Source organism: Aeromicrobium sp. Leaf350, assembly GCF_916858655.1.
GTDB lineage: Bacteria > Actinomycetota > Actinomycetes > Propionibacteriales > Nocardioidaceae > Aeromicrobium.
The window spans coordinates 1504536-1523958 of sequence record NZ_CAKASL010000001.1 but is presented as its reverse complement, the minus strand read 5'-3'; the positions used below and the strand labels follow the sequence as shown (position 1 = coordinate 1523958).

General features: G+C 70.6%; 19 protein-coding genes and 1 tRNA gene. 13 read left to right on the top strand and 7 right to left on the bottom strand.

Annotation, left to right across the window (positions count from 1 at the left end; translation table 11 throughout):
• Positions 1-24: 24 nt before the first annotated feature.
• Positions 25-107 (top strand) — tRNA-Leu (locus LO931_RS07670).
• Between the two features lie 136 nt (positions 108-243).
• Here LO931_RS07670 and LO931_RS07665 read toward each other — a convergent pair.
• The gene (locus LO931_RS07665) at positions 244-495 is read right to left on the bottom strand and encodes a hypothetical protein (RefSeq protein WP_229052698.1); all 252 of its coding nucleotides are present in this window, start codon (positions 493-495) and stop codon (positions 244-246) included.
• A 138-nt stretch (positions 496-633) separates the two neighbouring features.
• Between LO931_RS07665 and LO931_RS07660 the strand changes: the two genes are divergently transcribed.
• From LO931_RS07660 to LO931_RS07650, 3 genes are read left to right on the top strand one after another with little or no spacing between them, the layout of a single operon-like run.
• Entirely contained in the window at positions 634-1353 is a 720-nt protein-coding gene (locus LO931_RS07660) for a hypothetical protein (RefSeq protein ID WP_229052696.1), read from the top strand.
• A complete protein-coding gene (locus LO931_RS07655; RefSeq protein WP_229052694.1) occupies positions 1298-2275 on the top strand; it encodes a MerR family transcriptional regulator in 978 nt (325 codons plus the stop codon). The genes LO931_RS07660 and LO931_RS07655 overlap by 56 nt, the downstream gene beginning before the upstream one ends.
• A 9-nt stretch (positions 2276-2284) precedes the next feature.
• Positions 2285-3088 (top strand): crotonase/enoyl-CoA hydratase family protein, encoded by an 804-nt coding sequence (locus tag LO931_RS07650; RefSeq protein WP_229052692.1) that lies wholly within the window; start codon positions 2285-2287, stop codon positions 3086-3088.
• On the opposite strand, the gene LO931_RS07645 is transcribed toward LO931_RS07650, so the two are convergent.
• Positions 3011-4090: a glycerophosphodiester phosphodiesterase gene (locus LO931_RS07645; protein WP_229052689.1), complete on the bottom strand. Its 1080-nt coding sequence runs from the start codon at positions 4088-4090 to the stop codon at positions 3011-3013. The two genes, LO931_RS07650 and LO931_RS07645, sit on opposite strands and share 78 nt — an antisense overlap.
• Positions 4091-4235: 145 nt before the next feature.
• The gene (locus tag LO931_RS07640; protein ID WP_229052687.1) at positions 4236-4766 is read right to left on the bottom strand and encodes a TetR/AcrR family transcriptional regulator; all 531 of its coding nucleotides are present in this window, start codon (positions 4764-4766) and stop codon (positions 4236-4238) included.
• A gap of 69 nt (positions 4767-4835) precedes the next feature.
• Between LO931_RS07640 and LO931_RS07635 the strand changes: the two genes are divergently transcribed.
• Entirely contained in the window at positions 4836-6329 is a 1494-nt protein-coding gene (locus LO931_RS07635) for an MFS transporter (protein WP_229052685.1), read from the top strand.
• Between the two features lie 83 nt (positions 6330-6412).
• Here the strand turns inward: LO931_RS07635 and LO931_RS07630 are convergent, their stop codons facing one another.
• Positions 6413-7231, bottom strand: a complete 819-nt coding sequence (locus LO931_RS07630) for an alpha/beta fold hydrolase (RefSeq protein WP_229052683.1) — start codon at positions 7229-7231, stop codon at positions 6413-6415.
• Between the two features lie 117 nt (positions 7232-7348).
• On the opposite strand from LO931_RS07630, the gene LO931_RS07625 reads away from it, so the two are divergent.
• The 3 genes from LO931_RS07625 to LO931_RS07615 are packed head-to-tail and all read left to right on the top strand — an operon-like array spanning position 7349 to position 10763.
• Positions 7349-8515, top strand: a complete 1167-nt coding sequence (locus tag LO931_RS07625; protein WP_229052682.1) for a CaiB/BaiF CoA-transferase family protein — start codon at positions 7349-7351, stop codon at positions 8513-8515.
• Between the two features lie 36 nt (positions 8516-8551).
• Positions 8552-9694 carry an acyl-CoA dehydrogenase family protein gene (locus tag LO931_RS07620; RefSeq protein ID WP_229052681.1) on the top strand — a complete coding sequence of 381 codons (1143 nt, stop codon included), beginning with the start codon at positions 8552-8554 and terminating at the stop codon, positions 9692-9694.
• A gap of 10 nt (positions 9695-9704) precedes the next feature.
• Positions 9705-10763 (top strand): alpha-hydroxy acid oxidase, encoded by a 1059-nt coding sequence (locus LO931_RS07615; protein ID WP_229052680.1) that lies wholly within the window; start codon positions 9705-9707, stop codon positions 10761-10763.
• Positions 10764-10845: 82 nt separating this feature from the next.
• On the opposite strand, the gene LO931_RS07610 is transcribed toward LO931_RS07615, so the two are convergent.
• The 3 genes from LO931_RS07610 to LO931_RS07600 all read right to left on the bottom strand — a co-directional run bounded on the left by LO931_RS07610 (position 10846) and on the right by LO931_RS07600 (position 12562).
• Positions 10846-11214, bottom strand: coding sequence for a hypothetical protein (locus LO931_RS07610; protein WP_229052679.1), 369 nt, complete (start codon positions 11212-11214; stop codon positions 10846-10848).
• Positions 11211-11687, bottom strand: a complete 477-nt coding sequence (locus LO931_RS07605; RefSeq protein WP_229052678.1) for a hypothetical protein — start codon at positions 11685-11687, stop codon at positions 11211-11213. The genes LO931_RS07610 and LO931_RS07605 overlap by 4 nt, the downstream gene beginning before the upstream one ends.
• A 146-nt stretch (positions 11688-11833) precedes the next feature.
• On the bottom strand, positions 11834-12562 hold the full coding sequence (locus LO931_RS07600) for a MerR family transcriptional regulator (protein WP_229052677.1): 729 nt from the start codon (positions 12560-12562) through the stop codon (positions 11834-11836).
• A 190-nt stretch (positions 12563-12752) separates the two neighbouring features.
• Here LO931_RS07600 and LO931_RS07595 point away from each other — a divergent pair, with 190 nt between their 5' ends.
• The 5 genes from LO931_RS07595 to LO931_RS07575 all read left to right on the top strand — a co-directional run bounded on the left by LO931_RS07595 (position 12753) and on the right by LO931_RS07575 (position 19371).
• Complete coding sequence (locus tag LO931_RS07595; protein WP_229052676.1) at positions 12753-13967, top strand: acetyl-CoA C-acetyltransferase; 1215 nt, start codon at positions 12753-12755, stop codon at positions 13965-13967.
• 36 nt (positions 13968-14003) lie between these two features.
• A complete protein-coding gene (locus LO931_RS07590) occupies positions 14004-16190 on the top strand; it encodes a 3-hydroxyacyl-CoA dehydrogenase NAD-binding domain-containing protein (protein WP_229052675.1) in 2187 nt (728 codons plus the stop codon).
• 183 nt (positions 16191-16373) lie between these two features.
• On the top strand, positions 16374-17435 hold the full coding sequence (locus LO931_RS07585) for an iron ABC transporter permease (protein ID WP_229052674.1): 1062 nt from the start codon (positions 16374-16376) through the stop codon (positions 17433-17435).
• Entirely contained in the window at positions 17435-18508 is a 1074-nt protein-coding gene (locus LO931_RS07580; RefSeq protein ID WP_229052673.1) for an iron chelate uptake ABC transporter family permease subunit, read from the top strand. The genes LO931_RS07585 and LO931_RS07580 overlap by 1 nt, the downstream gene beginning before the upstream one ends.
• Positions 18505-19371, top strand: a complete 867-nt coding sequence (locus LO931_RS07575) for an ABC transporter ATP-binding protein (RefSeq protein ID WP_229052672.1) — start codon at positions 18505-18507, stop codon at positions 19369-19371. The genes LO931_RS07580 and LO931_RS07575 overlap by 4 nt, the downstream gene beginning before the upstream one ends.
• The last annotated feature ends 52 nt before the right edge of the window (positions 19372-19423 follow it).

Sequence of the window (19423 nt, the reverse complement as noted above, 5' to 3'; positions counted from 1 at the left end):
CGTTCGGCTGCGCCGAACGATGTCGCGCGAGTGGCGGAATGGTAGACGCGCTGGCTTCAGGTGCCAGTGTCCGCAAGGGCGTGGGGGTTCAAATCCCCCCTCGCGCACAGACGACAGATGCCGGGCCCCGTTCTTGGGGCCCGGCATCTGTTGTCTGTGCGCACTTCGGTATGTGCAAAGGAGCGCCCTTCGAGGCTCGCTCGGTCCTCGCTCGCACCTCAGGGACCGGATGGCCGCGCTCAGTCACGCAGCTCGCCGCACCCATCCCACGAGCGCCACGGCCAGGACGACGGAGCCGGCGGCGACCGGCAGGGCGGCCCAGCGCACCGAGAGGTCGTCGCCCTCCATCCGGCCCATCACGCCGATCGCGAGGCATCCGGCCCCCGCGAGCACGGCCACGACCACCTCGAGCGACAGCCAGCGGTGGGCCAGTCCGAGGAGGACGCCGATGCCCACGAGGCCCGCGCCCCAGATGAGCATCCCGACCGGATCCATGCGCTCGACACTATCCGCGGCGTCGCCGGGCCGCCCGACCGGTGACCGGCACCAGCACGTCCGGTCAGGGTCGGTCTCGGGGACGGACGGGGGACGTCACCCATGGCCAGCAGGTGCGCGGGAGGCGAGCGTGGAGGCATGCCTCGTCTCCGTCCCTCGGTCCTGACCGTCGTCGCCCTGCTGGTGACGCTTCCCTATGCCGCGCTCAAGGTGCACTGGCTGCTCGGCGGCCGCACCGGGATCGTCGACCCGAGCTTCGGCGACGGTGCGGCGATGTGGGGACTCAACGCCGCGACGCTGGCGATGGACCTGACGCTCGTCATCCTCGTGGCGGCGCTGACCGGATCGCGCCGCCGACTTCCGGCGTGGCTGCTGCTGCCGCCCGCGTGGGTCGCGACCGGCCTGCTGCTGCCGATCGTGGTCGCCGTCGCGGTCGCTTTGCCTCAGGGAACGCTGACCGCGACCGACGCGGACTCCCCGCTGCGGGGGTGGGTGTTCGCGACCGTCTACTCGAGCCTGTCGGCCCAGGCGCTGGTGCTGGCGACCGCATTCCTGACCCATGCCCGTGCCCGGTGGGGCGGGCGCTGGTCGCGCCGGTCGGGTCCGGTCGTCGTGGTGCTGTGGTGCAGCTCGGCGGTCATCGCGACCTGGTCGGCGTACGCGTTGGTCCTGGCCGCGCTCCCCGTGGACCTGGAGCCGGGCGGACCGGTCGTCACCTATGCCGTCGGCCTGGCCGCCGGACTGGTGCTCGCGGTGCTCGGGATGCGGTTCGTGGCCCACGGCCTACGCTCGACCACGAATCATGACGACGCACGACGAACCGACGCTGGAGCACCCCGGCGAGCCGGCACACGATGAGGGCAGCGCGCTGACGTGGAGCGTCGGGGCGGTGGCCAGACGTCTGCACGTCTCGCCGTCGACGTTGCGCACGTGGGAGCGCCGGTACGGACTCGGTCCGACCGATCGCACCAAGGGCGGCCACCGGCGCTACTCCGAGTCCGACATCTCGCGCGTCGAGCTGCTCCACGGCCTGATCGGTCGAGGCGTGGCCCCGCGGACCGCCGCCACCCTGGCGGCCACGCACGATGCCACCCCGGTGGCCCACCCCACCCCGTCGGCCGACGTGCACGACGCCCTCGAGGCGCCGCAGCTGTTCGCGGCGGACGTGTTCACCTCGGCCGCGCGCTTCGACAGCGTGCGGCTCGGACGCCTGCTCGCGGCCGTGGTGGTGGAGGTCGGCGTCATCGACGCCTGGGACGCCTACCTCCAGCCAGCGCTTCACCACGTCCGCCAGGCCGTGGTCGACGGCATCATCGGGCTCGACGCGGAGCACCTCGTCAGCGACACGCTCGCGACCGAGCTGCGGGCCTACGTCCGCGCCTCGCCCGACCTCGACCGGAGCCACGCCGGCGTCATCCTCGCGACGGTCGACGACGACCCGCACTCGCTGCCCGTCGTCGCCCTGCAGGCGGCGCTGGCCGGTCGGGGCGTGGCCTGCCACTCCTTCGGCGCGCGTCTGCCGGCCGGAGCGCTGGCGAACGTCATCGCCTCGGTGCACCCGGCCGTCGTCTCCCTGTGGTCGTCGTCGCCCAAGGAGGCCGACGACCACGTCTGGCAGGTCTCGTCGGCGGCCCGCGCCGACGCCCTGGTCGTGCTCGGTGGCCCGGGCTGGCCGGCGCGGATGCACCACGAGTCGGCCGCGCGCGTCGCCCGACCGGTGAACCTGGCGGGCACGGTCGACGTCGTGCTGGCGCGCCTGGCGGACCGTACTGGCGAGTAGCATCGCCGCATGACTGAATCCCGGGTGATCACCACGATCGATGGCCCCGTCGCCCACGTGCGCCTGAACCGCCCCGACAAGCTGAACGCGGTGGACCTGCCGCTGCTCGACGGCCTCCTTTCGAGCGCCGCCGAGATCGCCGGCAACCGGGACGTGCGGGTCGTCCTGCTGTCGGGTGAGGGCAAGTCGTTCTGCGCCGGCCTCGACTTCCCGTCGGTCAACAAGACGCCGCGCAAGGTCGTGGCCAACTTCATCCCGAACCCGTTGCGCGGCACGAACCGGTTCCAGCAGTCGCTGTGGGCCTGGCGCCGTCTGCCCGTGCCGGTCATCGCCATCACCCGGGGCCACGTGTTCGGCGCCGGGATCCAGCTCGCGCTCTCCGCCGACTTCCGCTTCACCACCCCGGACGCGAAGTGGTCGATCCTCGAGGCGAAGTGGGGACTCGTGCCCGACATGAGCGGCACGATCCCGCTCGTGGAGCAGATCCCCCTCGACCTCGCCAAGCGGCTCACGATGACGGGCGAGATCTTCTCCGGCGAGCAGGCCGCCGAGTGGGGCCTGGCGACCGGCAGCGACGTCGACCCGGACAAGCTCGCGCGCGAGCTCGCCGATCAGCTCATCGAGCGTTCGCCCGACTCGGTCAGTGCGAGCAAGACGCTGCTCAACGAGGCCGCCCGTCGTGGGCTGCGGGCCCAGCTCCGGCTCGAGCGCCGGCTGCAGCTGACGATGTTCCGGTCACCCAACACGAAGATCGCGCGGTCGGCCGGCACCAAGGGTGAGAAGCCCGAGTTCGGCCCGCGCACGTTCGGCTGAGGCCACCGCGAGGTCCGGCTGGTCGGCGAACACGCCGTCGACCCCGGCCGCGATGAGCGCGTCGAGCTCACCGCGGACGTCGGTGTTGGTCGGCAGGAACTGCGGCTCGGCCCGCACGGTGTAGACGACGACCTTGAGGCCGGCCGCGTGTGCTTGCGGGACGAGCGTGCTGGGGGCCCCGATCGCGCCCGCGGCGTCGCGCGGCAGGACCTGGCTCTTCTCCGGACCCAGCCAGGTCGCGTACGTCGCGATCTCACGCAGACCCGACGGGCTCAGCAGGTCGGCGTACGTCCGACGGTCCCCGGAGGCGGCGAGGTCGTACGGGGCGCCGGAGGCCGAGGTGAGCTGCACGAGCGGCACGCGCACCCGTGTCGCCAGGTCACGCAGGTTGCCGACCTCGAACGACTGGATCGCGACCGGTGCCTGCCGGTGCGTCCACCCCACCCGCTGCAGCGTGGCGACGAGCGGCCCGGTCAGCTCCAGGCCGATCGAGGCGAAGTACGAGGGGTGCTTGGTCTCGGGCGCCACGGAGATCATGCGACCGGTGCGGAAGGACTCGGACCGGGCGAGGTCGACGATCTCGTCGAACGTCGGCACCTGGTAGAGGCCGTCGTAGAGCGTGTTGCCGGGGCGCACCTGCGGCAGGCGCTCGCGGGCGCGGAGGGTGCGGAGCTCGGCGAGGCTGAAGTCCTCGGTGAACCACCCGGTCACCTCGCGGTCGTCGACGACCTTCGTCGCGTGCCGGTCGGCGAACTCGGGCCGGTCGGCGACGTCGGTCGTGCCGCTGATCTCGTTCTCGTGACGGGCCACCAGGACGTGGTCGCGCGTGCTGACGAGGTCGGGCTCGATGATGTCCGCACCCAGCTCGATCGCGAGGCGGTAGGACTCGATCGTGTGCTCCGGCCGGTAGCCGGAGGCCCCGCGATGGGCGAAGACGTCGACGCGGCGGACGGACGGCGCGGCGACCGCCGGGCCGGGTACAGCAACCTCACGGATGCTCATGCCGTCATCGCCCCGGAAAGAGCAACGATGGGCGATTCCGGCATGAGGGACACCTGGATGATCGCTCGCTGGCGCTCGCTCATGCTTCAAGTGCACGCCCTGGAGATGGACTGCGGGTGAAGTGCCGGTGCAGCGCGGACCAACGTCAGAGGACGTCGAGCCGTCCCAGGACCTTGCGCACGTGGGCCAGGGCGTCGGGATCGCGCAGTCCGGTCGAGTCGTCGAAGTACAGACCGTCGCCGATCAGCTGGATCGTGCGCGCGAGCGCCTCGTCGCCGAGGTGCTCGGCCAGCACCGCGAACCAGGCGTCGCGCACGCGCGCCATCGCCGCGGCCGCGCGGGGATCGTTCTCCTGCGCGACGCGGGTGGCCGCGATGAGCGCGCGGTCGAACGGGCTGCCGGAGTCGACCGAGGTCTCGAGGTAGAAGTCGACCGGGCCGGCCGGTGCGGTCCGCATCTTCTCGACGTCGGCGTCGGCCTGCTCGTGCAGTCGCTCGAGCATGCCCTCGACGAGCTCGTCCTTGCTGTGGAAGTGGTACAGCAGCCCGCCCTTGGAGACGCCCGCCGCGGCTGCGACGGCGTCGAGCGTGGCGGAGCGGCTGCCCCCCTCGACCAGCTGCTGCTCGAAGGCGTCGAGCAGTCGGTCGCGGGTGCTGCGGTCGTCGCGCGAGGCCATGCCGGGAGTGTAGGACGTCACGTCCGGCCGACTTGGTTACTGTACCGTCCAGACGGTACAGTTGGGCGCATGTCCACCCACGTCCTCTCCGCGCGCGCCACGCGCCGCGAGTGGGCCGCACTTGCCGCCCTCATGCTCCCCGTCCTGCTCGTCTCGGTCGACAACACCGTGCTGAGCTTGGCCCTCCCCGCCGTCAGCACCGCGCTCGCCCCGACCGGCTCGCAGCTGCTCTGGATCGTCGACATCTACGCCCTGATGCTCGCCGGCCTGCTGATCGCGATGGGCAGTCTCGGCGACCGCCTCGGACGTCGCCGGCTCCTCGTCATCGGCTCGATCGGCTTCGGCGTCGTCTCGCTCGGTGCCGCGTTCAGCCCGAGCGCGGAGGTCCTCGTGGGCCTGCGCGCGCTGCAGGGATTCTTCGGCGCGATGCTGATGCCCTCGACCCTCTCGCTGCTCCGCAACATCTTCACGGACGCCCGCGACCGTCGGATCGCGATCGCCACCTGGGCCGCCATGTTCTCCGGCGGCGCGGCGCTCGGTCCGATCGTCGGTGGCTGGCTCCTGCAGCACTACTGGTGGGGGTCGGTGTTCCTGATCAACGTGCCGGTCGTCGCGATCCTGGTGCCGCTCGCACTGTGGCTCGTGCCGGAGTCGCGCGACCCGCGTCCGGGACCCGTCGACCTGCCGTCGATCGGACTGTCGCTGCTCGCGATGTTCCCGGCCGTCTACGCGATCAAGCACCTGGCTCACGCCGGCCTCGACGACGTGACGGTGGGCTGCGCTGCCCTCGCCGCGGTGGCGGGCACGGCGTTCGTGCGTCGTCAGCGGGCCACCGCCGAGCCCATGCTCGACGTGAACCTGTTCCGCAACCGCGTGTTCGCCGGCTCGGTCGTCGCCAACCTGCTGAGCCTCATGGCGCTGACCGGGTTCCTGTTCTTCGCCGCGCAGCTGCTGCAGCTCGTGCTCGGCCTCGACCCGATGATCGCGGCGCTGGTGCTGGTGCCGGGCCTGGTCGTGACGGTCGCGGGCGGTTTCGTCGCGGTCGCCCTGCTGAAGGTCGTGTCCGCACGGGCGCTCGTGACGGGCAGCTTCGTGGCCTCCGCCGGTGGCTACGCCATCGCGGCGTTCACCGGTCACCCGACGGTGGCGAGCGTCATGATCGCGTTCGTCGTGATGGGCATCGGCATCGGCATGGCCGAGACCCTCACCAACGACCTCGTCCTCAGCCACGCCCCGCCGCACCGTGCCGGTGCCGCGGCGGCGATCTCCGAGACCGCGTACGAGGTGGGCGCCGTGCTCGGCACTGCGGTGCTCGGCAGCGTGCTCACCGCGACCTACCGCGCGCACCTCGTGGTGCCGGTCGACGCCGCGGGCACGGGCTCCTCGCACGAGACCCTCGGCGCGACCCTCGAGCACGCCGCGACCCTGCCCGACCAGGTCGGCACCGCCCTGGCCGACTCCGCCGTGGCGGCGTTCGACCTCGGCGTGCAGTACTCCTCGGGCGCCGCGATCGTCGTCGCCCTGCTGGCGGCCCTCATCAGCTGGCGCACCCTCCCGCGATAGGTCAACCGACCTCACCAGATGTGACGACTTCGGCCCCATATTCCGGTTCGGAATGGGGCCAAAGCCGTCACATCTCGTCGGCCCTAGGCGGCGGTGGGGGTGCGGGCTTCCTCGGCCTCGGCGACGGTCTGGTCGATCAGGCGGGTGACCAGCTGCGGGTCGTCGATCATCGGCACGTGACCCGCGCCGGGGATGTCGACGTGGCGGGCGTGGGGCAGGCGCTCGCGGGCCGTGGCGGCCTGGGAGTACGGGAGGATCAGGTCCTTCGTGCCCCAGGCGACGGTCGTCGTGACGGGCACCTGGTGCTGGAAGGAGTAGCCCAGGGCCTGGATCGCCGTGCGCTCGAAGGCCGTGCAGTACTTGAGTCCGCGCGCGTCGCGCAGCGCCGCCTCGGCCGGAATGCGCTCGGGGTGCGCGTACAGCAGCTGGCCCGAGAGCCGCAGGCCGAGCGACGTGCGGGTCAGGCGCTCGACCACGAACCCGGGTGAGAGCACCGCGACGAAGCGCAGCACGAACAGGGCGAGCAGCGCCTGCACCTTGCTGATCGGGCCGAAGAAGCCGGCCGGGCTGAGCGCCGTCACCGACGAGACCAGGCCGCGGGCGCCGAGCTCGAGCGAGATCGCCCCACCGAGGGAGTTGCCCACGACGTGCGGCTTCGTGACGCCCCATCGCTCGAACTGCGTCGCGAGGTGGTCGACCGCGTTCGGCATCGTGTACGGCACGCCGCCGGCGAAGGCGGGTGATTCGCCGAAGCCCGAGAGGTCGGGGGCGATGACGTCGTAGCGCGTCGCCAGGTCGTCGATGATCGGGTCCCAGGCGCCCTTGTTGTGGCCGATGCCGTGCAGCAGCACGATCGTGGGGCCTGAGCCCTTGCGGACGTAGGTGAGGTCGGGCAGCAGCATCAGGGGTCCTTCCGGGCCGGCGCGGTTCGGATGCGCCATCGATGATGACACGTTCCGCGCCGCAGCGTACCGCGAGTATGTTGACAACCGTGACAGCGATACTGTCACAATGGGGCTGTGACTGTTCACCAGCCTGCCTCCGGCCCGCTCGCCGGCGTCCGCGTGGTCGAGCTCGCCGGCATCGGACCCGGCCCGTTCGCCGCCATGATGCTCGCCGACCTCGGTGCCGACGTGATCCGCGTCGACCGACCGGGAGGTGGTGGGCTCACCCTCGGACCGGCCGAGCGCGACGTCCTCGGCCGTGGGCGACCGAGCGTGGCCATCGACCTGAAGGCTGACGGCGGCATCGACCTCGTCCTCGACCTGGTCGAGAAGGCCGACATCCTCCTCGAGGGGTACCGGCCCGGCGTGACCGAGCGGCTCGGCCTCGGCCCCGAGGCCTGCCACGCCCGCAACCCGCGCCTGGTCTACGGACGCATGACCGGATGGGGCCAGGACGGCCCGCTGGCGCAGAGCGCGGGCCACGACATCAACTACATCTCCGTCGCCGGCGGGCTCGACCCGCTGGGTCGGCGCGGCGGGCCGCCCGCCTTCCCGCAGAACCTGCTCGGCGACTTCGGCGGTGGCTCGCTCTACCTCGTCGCCGGCGTGCTGGCCGCACTGACCCACGCCCGCTCGACCGGCGAGGGCCAGGTCGTCGACGCCGCCATCACCGACGGCGTCGCGCACCTGCTGTCGATGGCCGTGACGATGCAGCAGAACCAGGTCTGGGACGGTCAGCGCGGCACCAGCCTCCTCGGCGGCGGCTCGCCCTTCTACGACGTCTACGAGACGTCCGACGGTCGGTGGATGTCGGTCGGTGGCCTCGAGCCGCAGTTCTGGGCCGCCACGGAGAAGCTGCTCGCCGAGGCCGGGTTCGCCGACCTGCCCGACCGCAACGACCCCCGCAACTGGCGCGACCTGCGCGCACGCCTCACCGAGGCGTTCGCGTCGCGCACCCAGGCCGAGTGGGCCGAGGTCTTCGAGGGCACCGACGCCTGCATCGCCCCCGTCGTGCCGCTGGCCGAGGCCTTCGAGCACCCGCACAACGTCGCCCGTGGCACGTACGTCGAGCGCGACGGGCTGGTGCAGCCCGCACCGGCCCCCCGCTTCTCGGCCACGCCGGCGACCCTCGGCGCCCCGCCGTCACGCACCGGCGCCGACACCCGTGAGGCCCTCACCGCTTGGGGCGTGGCGGACGTGGAGTCCCTCATCACGCGCGGCATCGCCGTGCAGAACGACTGATCACCCGAACCCCAGAACCCCCGAACGAGGAGAACCATGAAGCGCACGATCTTCGATTCCGACCACGACGCCTTCCGCGACACCGTCCGCGCCTTCGCCGAGAAGGAGATCGTCCCCCACCACGACGAGTGGGAGAAGGCGAGCATCGTCCCGCGCGAGCTGTGGCTCAAGGCCGGCGAGATGGGCCTGCTCGGCTTCATGATGCCGGAGTCGCACGGCGGCGGTGGCGTCGACGACTTCCGCTACAACGCCATCCTCAACGAGGAGATCACCCGCATCGGCGCCTCCGGCGTCGGCTTCGTGATCCAGACCGACCTGGTCTCGGGCTACCTGCTGTCGCACGCCACCGAGGAGCAGAAGGATCGGTGGTTCCCCGGCTTCTGCTCGGGCGAGATCATCACGGCGATCGCCATGACCGAGCCGGGTACTGGCTCCGACCTGCAGGGCATCAAGACCACGGCCGTGCGCGAGGGCGACGAGTACGTCATCAACGGCTCGAAGACCTTCATCACCAACGGCATCAACGCCGACCTCGTGCTCGTGGTCTGCCAGACCGATCCGTCCGCCGGCGCCATGGGCTTCTCCCTGATCGCCGTCGAGCGCGGTGCGGAGGGCTTCGAGCGGGGCCGCAACCTCGACAAGATCGGCCTCAAGGCGCAGGACACCGCCGAGCTGTTCTTCGACGACGTGCGCGTGCCGGTGACGAACCTGATCGGCGAGGAGGGCAAGGGCTTCATCTACCTGATGGAGAAGCTGCCGCAGGAGCGCCTGTCGATCTCGGTCGTGGCTGCGGCCGCGACGCGCCGCATCGTCGACATGACGCTCGAGTACGTCAAGGACCGCAAGGCCTTCGGCCGCCCGATCGGCAACTTCCAGAACACGCGCTTCAAGCTGGCCGAGCTGCACACCGAGGCCTCGATCGCGCAGGTGTTCGTGGACGAGTCGATCACGCGCCACAACACGAAGGAGCTGACGGTCGAGGACGCCGCGATGGGCAAGTGGTGGACCACCGAGCTGCAGAAGCGTGCGGCCGACGAGTGCCTCCAGCTGCACGGCGGCTACGGCTACATGAGCGAGTACCCGATCTCGAAGGCGTACCTCGACACCCGCATCCAGACGATCTACGGCGGCACGACGGAGATCATGAAGGAGATCGTGGGTCGCGGACTCGGCATCTAGTCTGGCGAGGGTGAGCGATCCCCTCGACCTGGAAGCACTGCTCGGCCCCGGTGCCCACGGCTACTTCGCCGGGGGCGCCGGGGCCGAGCTCACGCTGCGCGACAACCTCGCGTCGTGGAGCCGTTACGCGCTGCACCCGCGCGTGCTCGTCGACGTCTCCGAGCGCGACCTCGGCACGACGCTGCTCGGCCGGTACCGCCCACACCCCGTGCTGGTGGCGCCGATGGCGTACCAGAAGCACGCCCACGAGGTGGGCGAGCGCGGCACCGCCGAGGCGGCTGCCGCCACCGAGTCGCTGTACGTGCTGTCGTCGCAGACCACCACGAGCCCCGCCGACGTCGCTGCGTCGATGGACGCGGTCGCGCCGGGCTCGGACCGCTGGTTCCAGCTGTACGTCTTCCGCGACCGCGCGGTCTCGCACGACCTCGTCGCTCAGGCGAGGGAGTCGGGCTACGAGGCGCTCGTCATCACGGTCGACTTCCCCGTGGCCGGCTGGCGCGAGCGCGACAAGCGCACCGGCTTCACGGTCGAGCACCCGATCGCCCTGAACCCGTCCGGTCCGGCACTCACGACCGAGCAGCTCTTCGCGATGCACGACCCGAGCCTCACGTGGGACGACATCGGCGAGTTCGCCGACGCGGCCGGAATGCCCGTCGTCCTGAAGGGCGTGCTCCGGCCGGACGACGCCGAGCGGGCCGTCGACGCCGGAGCCGCCGGCATCATCGTGTCGAACCACGGAGGCCGACAGCTCGACACGACCCTGGCCGGGGTCGACGCGCTCGTGCCGATCGTGCAGGCCGTGGGCGGCTCGGTCGACCTGCTCGTCGACGGCGGGATCACGCGCGGCTGGGACGTCGCCAAGGCGCTCGCGCTCGGCGCGGACGCCGTGCTGGTCGGACGCCACGTGCTGTGGGGCCTGGCGCGGGGAGGAGTGGACGGCGCGCAGGCCGTGCTCGAGCAGCTGCTGGCCGAGCTCGACAGCACCCTCGCCCTCCTCGGCTGCCCCAGGGCAGCCGACCTCGACGAGTCCTACGTCGGTCCTCGGACGAGTCGTGAGGCGGTCATCTGAAGTGCCACGGCGTCGATCGGTGGAGGTGTCGTGTCCTTGCTCCAGGTACCCGGCGGGTCGAGTGGCGATGAACTCGTGTGAGTCAGCCGCTCGCCATCAGATAACAGACAACACCAAGGGCCGCCACCCCGAGGTAGACCAGGGCCCAGAGTGTCTGCGAGGTAGTGGATCGGCGGGTCCACACCCGCAGGGCGAGGATGATCCCCAAGGTCCCTGCCAGGATGCTGACGGGCCGCCACATCGCTACGGCCAGGGCGAGGATGACGACGCACGCGGCGAGCGTGCTGAGGTCCAAGTGCGTGAGTCCGACGTCCGCACGCGGGTGGTCTCGGCCGGTTCGGCGTCTCATGGTGATGTGCTCTCCGTACGGTCCGCTCGACATGGGCAGGTCGCGCCGTGGTGAAGTGTCGCGCGAGGTCGACGAGTACCGCGGGACCTCGACGCTGCTCACGCCTTCTGCTGCGACCACTTGCCCTTCCCGTGCAGGTAGCCCCACTCACCCTTGAGGCATCGTCCTGACCGATAGACGCCCTTCGCACCGTACTTCGCCACGAGACCGTAGCCCAGGTTCACCGGCGCAGTCTTGTAGCAGCTGTAGAGCGACTGACCTGTCGACTTGGGGGTGAACAGGCACGCAGCACCGATCGCCGCCCCGGCGAGCGGAAACCGCCAACCGGCGGCAGTGGAGTAGACGAAACACCAAACATCAGCGGGGTCTGGTGCCTTGGCGGGGCTTCCCTCCAGGAACTCCTGCTTCGTCTGGGTCGGCACGTCACCAATCAAGCCGGCGTCCTTCGCTGCAGTGACCTCCGCGGAGGTGAGAGCGTGCGGCGTGTCTTCCGATGCTGCTGACGAACTGCTGGTGGAGGCCATCAGCCCGAGGAGGATCGCCAGGCACAGGCAGCAATGAGTCAGGGATCGCATGGAAGCTCTTCTCGTGGTCGGTGAGTCGAACATCCCAGTCCTGCCTGACACTTCGCAACGACCCACCTCAGGCGCTCCGCCAGGGATCACAGCATCGTGGGGGACCAGGATCACGAGACGGTGTCTGCGCCGACTCTGGTCAGCCCCTACGCGCGGCGGCGGACGGTGTCGCGCTTGAGCTCGTCGACCGCGTCCTCGTAGGCCGACACGAGCGCCTGCACCGTGAGGGGCTTGAAGCGCTCGACCATCGCGGTGATGGCCTCCGGCGGCTGGCCCGAGGCCTTGAGGTGCGGCCACACCTCGCGCCGGAAGAGCTCGGTGAGCTGCTCGGCGAGCTGGGTGCCGTGCTCGAGCACGATGTGGCGGGAGGCGCGGGCGGCCGCGACCGGGAGACCCGCGTCGAGGAACCCGATGCCGACCGCCAGGTGCGCGGGGGCGACCCGGAAGACGTCCTCGGCCGGCGTGGGCTCGACGATGCCGATCGCCACCAGCACGTCGAGGTCGTCGTCGCTCAGGGCTCGCCCGGAGCGCACCTCGAGCGTGGCGCGGTCCATCTGCTCGGGCATGTCGGGGCTCCACGGCGCCAGCAGCGTGCGGTGCAGCGCGACCTGCTCCGGCGTGGCCCCGGCCGGGATGCGCTCGAGGTAGCCCTCGATCGCCGACAGCGTGAGGCCGTGCGCCTGGAGCTCGCGGACGAGCTCGAGCCGCGCCAGGTGGTCAGGGCCGTAGAAGCCGTTGCGGCCCTCCCGCCGGGGCGGCGGGATGAGGCCGCGGCCCGCGTAGAAGCGGACGGTGCGCACCGTCATGCCGACCCGGGACGCGAGCTGCTCGACGCTCAGGGAGTCGGCCGCGGTGGGCTCGTCGGTGGTGCTCATCGGGTCGAGGATAGTGCCAGTTCCACTGGCACGGTCGCGATCGCCTGTCGCACGGCCCGTCGAGCGCGTACAGTCTGCGCTGACTGTTCATCGCCCCGGGCCTACCGCCAGGACTGATGTCCGAGTACGCTGACAGTAGTAGTGTCACAATGCTGACCGCCACGTTCCACCCGTCTGCGAGGACCCACTCATGACCGAAGCCTTCATCTACGACGCGATCCGCACGCCGCGTGGCCGCGGCAAGAAGACCGGATCGCTCCACGAGGTCAAGCCGATCTCGCTCGTGACCGGACTGCTCGACGAGCTCCGCGAGCGCAACCCCAACCTGCAGCCGAACGAGGTCGACGACGTCATCCTCGGCGTCGTGTCGCCCGTCGGCGAGCAGGGTGCCGACATCTCGCGCACCGCCGTGATCGCCGCCGGCTTCGGCGAGCAGGTCGCCGGCGTCCAGCTGAACCGCTTCTGCGGCTCGGGCCTGGAGTCGGTCAACCAGGCCGCCTCGCGCGTCAAGTCCGGCTGGGAGGACCTCATCATCGCCGGCGGTGTCGAGTCGATGAGCCGCGTGCCGATGGGCTCCGACGGCGGACCGTGGGCCATGGACCCGCAGACCGCGCTCCGCTCCGACTTCGTGCCCCAGGGCATCGGCGCCGACCTGATCGCGACGCTCGAGGGCTTCAGCCGCGACGACGTCGACACGTTCGCCGCGGAGTCGCAGGCGCGCGCCGCCAAGGCCATCGCCAACGGCTACTTCTCGCGCTCGATCGTCCCCGTGCACGACGTCAACGGCCTGCCGATCCTCGACCACGACGAGTTCGTGCGCGAGGGCACCACGGTCGAGTCGCTCTCGGGCCTCAAGCCGTCCTTCAAGGACCTCGGCGACTTCGCCGGCTTCGACTCCGTCGCGCTCGAGAAGTACGTCGACGTCGAGAAGATCAACCACGTCCACCACGCCGGCAACTCCTCGGGCATCGTCGACGGCGCCTCGCTGGTCCTGCTCGGCAACGAGAAGGCCGGTGAGCGCCACGGCCTCACCCCGCGCGCCCGCATCGTCTCGACCGCCGTCATCGGGTCCGAGCCCACAATCATGCTCACGGGCCCGGCCCCGGCGTGCCGCAAGGCGCTCGACAAGGCCGGCCTGTCGATCGAGGACATCGACCTCATCGAGATCAACGAGGCGTTCGCCGCGGTCGCGATGAAGCTCATGAAGGACCTCGACAAGTACCCGCACGAGCAGACCAACGTCAACGGTGGCGCGATCGCGATGGGCCACCCGCTCGGCGCGACCGGCGGCATGATCCTCGGCACCCTCGTCGACGAGCTGGAGCGCCGCGAGAAGCGCTACGGCATGGCGACGCTGTGCATCGGTGGCGGCATGGGCATCGCCACCATCGTCGAGCGCATCTGACCCCGACCTCACACTTTCCAGGAGAGCAGAACACACATGACTGAAGCAGTGCGTTACGAGGTCGAGGACGGCATCGTCAATCTCGTCATCGACGATCCGTCGCAGTCCGCGAACACGATGAACCAGGCCTACGCGGACTCGATGGCCAAGGCCGTCGACCGCCTGGTCGACGAGATCGCCGCGGACGCCGACTCCATCAAGGGCGTCATCATCTCGTCGGGGAAGAAGACCTTCTTCGCCGGCGGCGACCTGAAGCTCATGACCCAGTCCACGCCGGCCGACGCCCAGCGCCTCTTCGACGAGGTGCAGGACATCAAGGCCACGCTGCGCAAGCTCGAGACCGCGGGCAAGCCCGTCGTCGCGGCCATCAACGGCGCGGCGCTCGGCGGTGGCCTCGAGATCGCTCTCGCGGCCCACCACCGCGTGGTCGCCGACATCCGCCTCGAGCTGGGCCTGCCCGAGGTGTCCCTCGGCCTGCTGCCCGGCGGCGGCGGCGTGACCCGCACGGTCCGCATGTTCGGCCTGCAGGACGCGCTCATGAACATCCTGCTCCAGGGTCCGCGCATGCAGCCGGCCAAGGCCAAGGAGCTCGGCCTGATCGACGAGATCGTCCCGGCCGACGAGCTGCTCAGCGCGGCCAAGGCCTGGATCGAGTCGGTCCAGGGCGACGCCGAGGCCGCCACGCAGCCGTGGGACCGCAAGGGCTACCGGATGCCGGGCGGCACGCCGTCCAACCCGAAGCTCGCGGCCAACCTGCCGGCCTTCCCCGCCATGCTGCGCAAGCAGACCAAGGGAGCGCCCTACAAGGCGCCGCGCAACATCCTCGCCGCTGCGGTCGAGGGTGCGTCGACGGACTTCGAGACGGCCACGCGCATCGAGTCGCGCTACCTCGTCGAGCTGATCGTCGGTCAGCAGTTCAAGAACATGACGCAGGCGTTCTTCTTCGACCTGGGTGCCATCAACGCGGGCGCCAGCCGCCCCGAGGGCATCCCGCCGACCAAGGCCGAGAAGGTCGCGGTCCTGGGCGCCGGCATGATGGGCGCGGGCATCGCCTACGTCTCGGCGCGCGCCGGCATGGAGGTCGTCCTCAAGGACGTCAGCCTCGAGGCCGCCGAGAAGGGCAAGGACTACTCCGTCAAGCTCCTCGAGAAGCAGGTCCAGCGCGGCAAGCTGACCGAGGCCAAGCGCGACGAGATCCTCGCCCGCATCACGCCCACCGACGACTACGCGCTCCTGGAGGGCTCCGACTTCGTCGTCGAGGCCGTCTTCGAGTCGGTCAAGCTCAAGCACGAGGTCTTCGCCGAGGTGCAGAAGGTCGTGAAGCCGGACGCGCTGCTCGGCTCGAACACCTCGACCCTGCCCATCACGATCCTCGCCGAGGGAGTGGACCGTCCCGAGGACTTCATCGGAATCCACTTCTTCAGCCCGGTCGACAAGATGCCGTTGGTCGAGATCATCGCGGGTGAGAAGACCAACCCCGAGGCGATCGCGCGCGTCATCGACTACACGAAGGCGATCAAGAAGACGCCCATCGTGGTCGGCGACAGCCGTGGCTTCTTCACGAGCCGCGTCATCGGCACGTTCGTGAACGAGGGCATCGGCATGCTCGCCGAGGGCGTCAACCCCGCGGCGATCGAGCGGGCCACCAGCATCGCGGGCTTCCCGGCCCCGGTGCTGCAGCTCAGCGACGAGCTCAACCTCGAGCTCATGACCAAGATCCGCAACGAGTCGAAGGCGGCCGTCGAGGCCGAGGGTGGCACCTACACGCCGCACGCGGCCGAGGCCGTCATCGACCGCATGATCGAGATCGAGCGTCCGAGCCGGCTCAAGGGCGCGGGCTTCTACGAGTACGTCGACGGCAAGCGCACCGGCCTCTGGTCGGGCCTGGCCGAGGAGTTCCCGGTCGCCGAGACGCAGCCGGACTTCGAGGACCTCAAGGAGCGTCTGACGTTCATCATGAGCCTCGAGACCGTCAAGTGCCTGGAGGAGGGCGTGCTCCGCACGATCCCCGACGCCAACATCGGCTCGATCTTCGGCATCGGCTTCCCGGCGCTGCAGGGTGGTGCGATCCAGTACATCAACGGCTACGAGGCTGCCGACGGCAGCATCGGCGTCGAGGCGTTCACGGCACGGGCCCAGGAGCTGGCCGCCACCTACGGCGACCGCTTCGAGCCGCCGGCGCTGCTGCTGGAGAAGGCGAAGAACGGCGAGAAGTTCGCCTGATCCGCACCTGATCACCACGAGGGCCCGCGACCACCCGGTCGCGGGCCCTCGTGCGTCTTCGCCCCTTGAGGTGCGAGCGAGGAACGAGCGAGCCTCGAAAGGGGTTCCTTCGGGCGGGAGCTGACCGAGGTTCTGCTCACGCGACCCGTCAGGTGAGGCTTCCCTCAGTTATCGTGGACTCTTGTGACCACGACCAGCTCCGCACCGCCGGCGTCCGCGACGCCCGCGCCGCGGCCCGAGCACCGATCGACGGCCGGCCTGAGCGCCGGCCTGCTGGTCCTGCTCGGCGTGCTGCTGGCCGTCACCTTCCTGAGCATCGTCTTCGGCTCGCGCGGCGTGGGGTTCGGCACGATCTGGGACGCGGCGTTCCACCACGACCCGTCCAACACCGACGAGGTCGTGATCCGCGACCTGCGGCTGCCGCGCACGGTCCTCGGCCTGCTGGCGGGCGCGGCGCTCGGCATGGCCGGCGCGATCCTGCAGGGCCTGACCCGCAACGCCCTGGCGGACCCCGGGATCATGGGTATCAACTCCGGCGCCGCCGCCGCGGTCGTCATCTCGATCATGGTCGTCGGCCAGTCCGACGTCACCACCTACATCTGGTGGGCCTTCGTGGGTGCCGGGGTCGCGACGACCATCGTCTACGGGGTCGCGTCGTTCGGGCGCGAGGGAGCCACCCCCATCAAGCTCGCGCTGGCCGGAGCCGCGGTCAGCGCCGGCTGCTACTCGATCACCACGGGCGTCACGATGGTGAATGCCGACGCGCTCAACGAGCTGCGGTTCTGGCAGGTCGGCTCGCTGGCTGGTCGGTACTGGCCCATCGTCGAGCAGACCGCACCGTTCCTGGTGGCCGGCGTCGTCATCGCGCTGTTCACCGGCCGCTGGCTCAACGGGCTGGCCCTCGGCGACGACGTCGCGACGGCGCTGGGCCAGCGCGTCGGACGCACGCGAGGCTTGCTGTTCGTCATCGTCGTGCTGCTGGCCGGCGGCGCCACCGCGGCGTGCGGCCCGATCGTCTTCATCGGCCTGGTGGTGCCGCACATGGCGCGGGCCATCTGCGGCCCCGACTACCGCTGGATCATGACCTACTCGCTGCTGCTCAGCCCCATCGTGCTCCTGACCGCCGACATCCTCGGCCGGATGATCCAGTTCTCCGGCGAGGTCCAGGTCGGGGTCGTCCTCGGACTCCTCGGTGCTCCTGCCTTCGCCTTCCTGATCCGGCGCAAGAACGTGGCGGAGCTCTGATGGCCCTCCTCGAGCGCGATCCCGCGCCCGCGGCCGAGGCGCCCGACACCCACTCGGTGATCGTGCGGGCGCGGCTGCTGCGTCGCAGCCGCACGATCGGCGTGACCCTCGTGCTCGCCGCGGTTGCCTTCGCCCTCTTCGTCGGCACGATGATGATCGGCAGCTTCACGGTCACGCCGTGGGAGGTCGTGAGGGCGACGTTCGGCTTCGAGTCCGATGGTGGCATCAACTACGTCGTGCGCGACCTGCGTCTGCCCACCGCCGCCACGGCGCTCGCGGTCGGCCTCGCGATGGGCCTGGCGGGCATCATCTTCCAGCGCCTGCTCGCCAACCCGCTGGCCTCGCCCGACTTCGTCGGTGTGTCCTCGGGAGCGAGCTTCTTCGCGGTCGGCTCGATCGTGATGCTGAACTTCCAGGGCGAGCTCGTCTCGGTCGCGGCCCTCGTCGGAGCCCTGGTCGCGGCGTTCCTGGTCTACGTGCTCGCCTGGCGCGACGGCATCACGGGCTACCGGTTCATCCTGATCGGCATCGGCGTCAGCCAGTTCTTCCTCGCCGGGTCGGGCTACGTGCTCTCCCGCGCTGACCTCTACAACGCCCGCGAGGCGATGACGTGGCTCGTCGGCGCGGTCGGACAGGCGGGCGACACCGAGCTGCGCGTGCTGCTCGTGAGCCTCGCGATCGTGCTGCCGATCGTGTTCGTGCTCAGCCGCCAGCTCTCGGCCCTGGAGCTCGGCGACGACACGGCCAAGGCGCTGGGCGCCCGCGTCGAGCCCATGCGCGTGGCCCTCATGCTGACGGCGGTCGTGCTGATCGCGCTGGCCACCGCGACCGCGGGGCCGATGGCCTTCGTCGCCCTGATCGCCGGCCCCATCGCCGCACGACTGGTCGGCGCCGGCGGCTCGGGGCTGCTGGCCGCGGCGTTCGTGGGCGCCATCATCGTGCTGACCGCCGACCTGGTGGCCCAGCACGCGCTGCCCTCGCAGCTGCCGACCGGCGTCATCACCGGCGCGATCGGCGCGCCGTATCTCATCTGGTTGCTCGTCTCGGTCAACCGGGAAGGACGTGGAGGATGACCGATCGCGAGATCCCGCCCCCGGTCGCCCTGGCGGCGGCCGACGCGCCGTCGCGGCACCACGACCTGCGCGCCCGCGACCTGACGCTCGGGTACAACGGCGTCGACATCGTGCACTCGCTGGACCTCGACGTCCCCGACGGCAAGGTCACGGTCATCGTGGGTGCCAACGGGTGTGGCAAGTCCACGCTGCTGCGCGGGCTCGTTCGCCTGCTGAAGCCGCGCTCCGGCGCGGTCGAGCTCGACGGCCAGCCGCTCAAGGAGTGGAACAGCACCGAGATCGCGCGCGTCATGGGACTGCTGCCGCAGAATCCGGTGGCGCCCGACGGCATCACCGTCGCCGACCTCGTGGGTCGCGGCCGGTACCCGCACCAGGGGTGGTTCCGACGCTGGAGCGCGGAGGACGACGCTGCCGTGGAGATCGCGCTCGCCGCGACGCACACGACCGAGCTCGCCGGTCGCACCCTGGCCGAGCTGTCCGGTGGTCAGCGCCAGCGCGTCTGGATCGCGATGGTGCTCGCGCAGGACACCGACCTGGTGCTGCTCGACGAGCCCACGACGTTCCTCGACATCAGCCACCAGGTCGACCTGCTGGACCTCCTGGACGAGCTCAACACCGAGCACGGCAAGACCGTCGTGATGGTGCTGCACGACCTCAACCTCGCGTGCCGCTACGCGCAGCACATCGTCGCGATGAAGGACGGCCACATCATCGCGCAGGGGTCGCCGACGGACATCATCACCGCCGAGGTCGTGCAGGACGTGTTCGGCCTGCCCTGCCAGGTCGTCCCCGACCCGGTGACCGGCACGCCGCTCGTCGTGCCGCTCGGCCGCAGCCGAGCGGCCGCCCCCACCGCTCCCTGACCACCGAGATGTGTGGCCCCGCGCCCCAGTTCTCGTCACGAGATGGGGCGCA